Source organism: uncultured Aquincola sp., assembly GCF_964001545.1.
Taxonomy (GTDB): domain Bacteria; phylum Pseudomonadota; class Gammaproteobacteria; order Burkholderiales; family Burkholderiaceae_C; genus Aquincola.
Map to the genome: position 1 here is coordinate 1 of NZ_CAXFDV010000235.1, position 1,982 is coordinate 1,982.

The window sequence follows — 1,982 nt, forward strand, 5'->3', positions numbered from 1 at the left end:
CGTAGCGAGTTCCGCCGCGCGATCTCGCCGCGAGCACCGCAGCGCAGTCGGCGAAGCCGACCGCCCCAGCATGAGCCCCGCCGCCCCCCGCCCACCGCACGGCGGTCGAACAAGAACAGCACCTACGGCACACGCACCACCGCACGCCGGCCGAACAAGAACAGAACCAACAACCCGTCAAGCCGGCGAAGACCTCAACCCGTAAGCCTTCCCAGCCACCCACACGTACTCGGCGCGCAGCACCGCATCCCCCTGCTCCCCCGCCGCCGCAAATCCCAGGACGGCGACCTCGGACCCCGCCTCGATCCGCGGCATCTTCCAGGCCTCCAGCCGCGTCAATGGCGCCAGCTCGATCGTCCAGCGCTTGTCATTGCGCGTCGGCAACCGGGCGGCCGACAGCAGGGCCGGGCCGTCCACCGGCGCGGTTTGCGCCGGCAGTGGGCGCTGCGCCAGATCGGCCGGCAACGCCAGGTCGGCCGGGCGTTCCAGCACCAGCTCGGCATGCGGGTTGCGCCATTGCACCTGCACCGCCTTGCCCTGCAGATACAAGGGCCGCTGCTGGTCGAAGCCGCTCCAGCCATGGTGGGCATGGGCCCGGCCGGCCAGCATCAGCATGCCCGGCACGGCGATTGCGAGAACCTGTCTGCGTTGCATGAAAACTCCTTTGGGGGCAGCGCGTAGCCGTTCAGTAAGCCAGCCACCGACCACAGATGATGACCGCCAGCCATAACACCACCGATGTTGCGGTCTGCAGGCGGGCCAGCGTATCCAGGCGTTGCAGGCCTTCGCGCGAGTGGAACCACAGCGCGTTCAAGCCCGCCAGCATCACCAGCCCCAGCTTGATGATGAACAGCCGATTCGCCAGGAGTTCCGCCGGCTGGCTGCCGAACATCAGCAACCCGCTGAGCAACACCAGCATGAAGCCGCCCCCCGTCAGCCGCAGGCTCAGCCGTGCCAACGGCTGCACCGGCAGCGCGGCGCCGGCGCCCCACACGCGCAGGTCCAGCAGCATCAGCGGGCCCAGCAGCATCGCGATGCCCAGGATGTGCACCACTTCCAGCGCCGGGTACAGCCACGCATGCTCACCGATCCAGCTCAAGCCCTGCACCACCGCCTCCTAAAATCTTGGCCATGCACATTCACATCCTCGGCATCTGCGGCACCTTCATGGGCGGCCTGGCCGCCCTGGCGCGCGAAGCGGGCCACCGCGTCACCGGCTGCGACGCCAATGTCTACCCGCCGATGAGCGACCAGCTGCGCCAGCTGGGCATCGAGCTGATTGAAGGCTTCGACGCCGGGCAGCTCAAGCTCAAGCCCGACCTCTTCGTCATCGGCAACGTCGTCAGCCGCGGCAATGCGCTGATGGAAGCCATTCTGGATGCCGGCCTGCCCTACACCAGCGGGCCGCAATGGCTGGCCGAGCATGTGCTGCAGGGCCGCCATGTGCTGGCCGTGGCCGGCACCCACGGCAAGACCACCACCACCTCGATGCTGGCCTGGGTGCTGGAAGCCGCGGGCCTGAAGCCGGGCTTCCTGGTGGGCGGCGTGCCGCAGAACTTCGGCGTTTCGGCCCGCCTGGGGGAAGGTCAGCCCTTCGTCATCGAGGCCGACGAGTACGACACCGCCTTCTTCGACAAGCGCAGCAAGTTCGTGCACTACCGCCCGCGCACGGCGATCCTCAACAACCTCGAGTTCGACCACGCCGACATCTTCGACGACCTCGCGGCCATCGAACGGCAGTTCCATCACCTGGTGCGCACCGTGCCGTCCACCGGCCGGCTGGTGGTGAATGCCACCGAGCCCAGCCTCGAGCGCGTGCTGGCCCAGGGCTGCTGGAGCGAGCTCGCGCGCTTCGGCGGCGAAGGCCCGGGCGCGCAGTGGGAGGCGCGCGGCACGCACGACGCCTTCGACGTGCTGCACGAGGGCGAGCAGGTCGGCCGCGTCGAATGGGCGCTGTCGGGCCTGCACAACCAGATGAATGC

General features: G+C 68.8%; 3 protein-coding genes. 1 reads left to right on the forward strand and 2 read right to left on the reverse strand.

Annotated elements, in window-relative coordinates:
- Positions 1-177 precede the first annotated feature (177 nt).
- Both ABNT58_RS08060 and ABNT58_RS08065 read right to left on the reverse strand, forming a co-directional pair.
- Entirely contained in the window at positions 178-654 is a 477-nt protein-coding gene (locus ABNT58_RS08060; protein WP_348752984.1) for a DUF6152 family protein, read from the reverse strand.
- A 31-nt stretch (positions 655-685) separates the two neighbouring features.
- A complete protein-coding gene (locus ABNT58_RS08065) occupies positions 686-1,108 on the reverse strand; it encodes a hypothetical protein (protein WP_348752985.1) in 423 nt (140 codons plus the stop codon).
- 23 nt (positions 1,109-1,131) lie between these two features.
- Here ABNT58_RS08065 and mpl point away from each other — a divergent pair.
- Positions 1,132-1,982 (forward strand): UDP-N-acetylmuramate:L-alanyl-gamma-D-glutamyl-meso-diaminopimelate ligase (mpl, locus tag ABNT58_RS08070; protein ID WP_348752986.1); only part of this gene is annotated, 851 nt, incomplete at its 3' end.

Coding starts and splice junctions, on each gene's coding strand:
- ABNT58_RS08060 (WP_348752984.1), bottom strand. CDS start 654: ATGCAACGCAGACAGGTTCTCGCAATCGCCGTGCCGGGCATGCTGATG.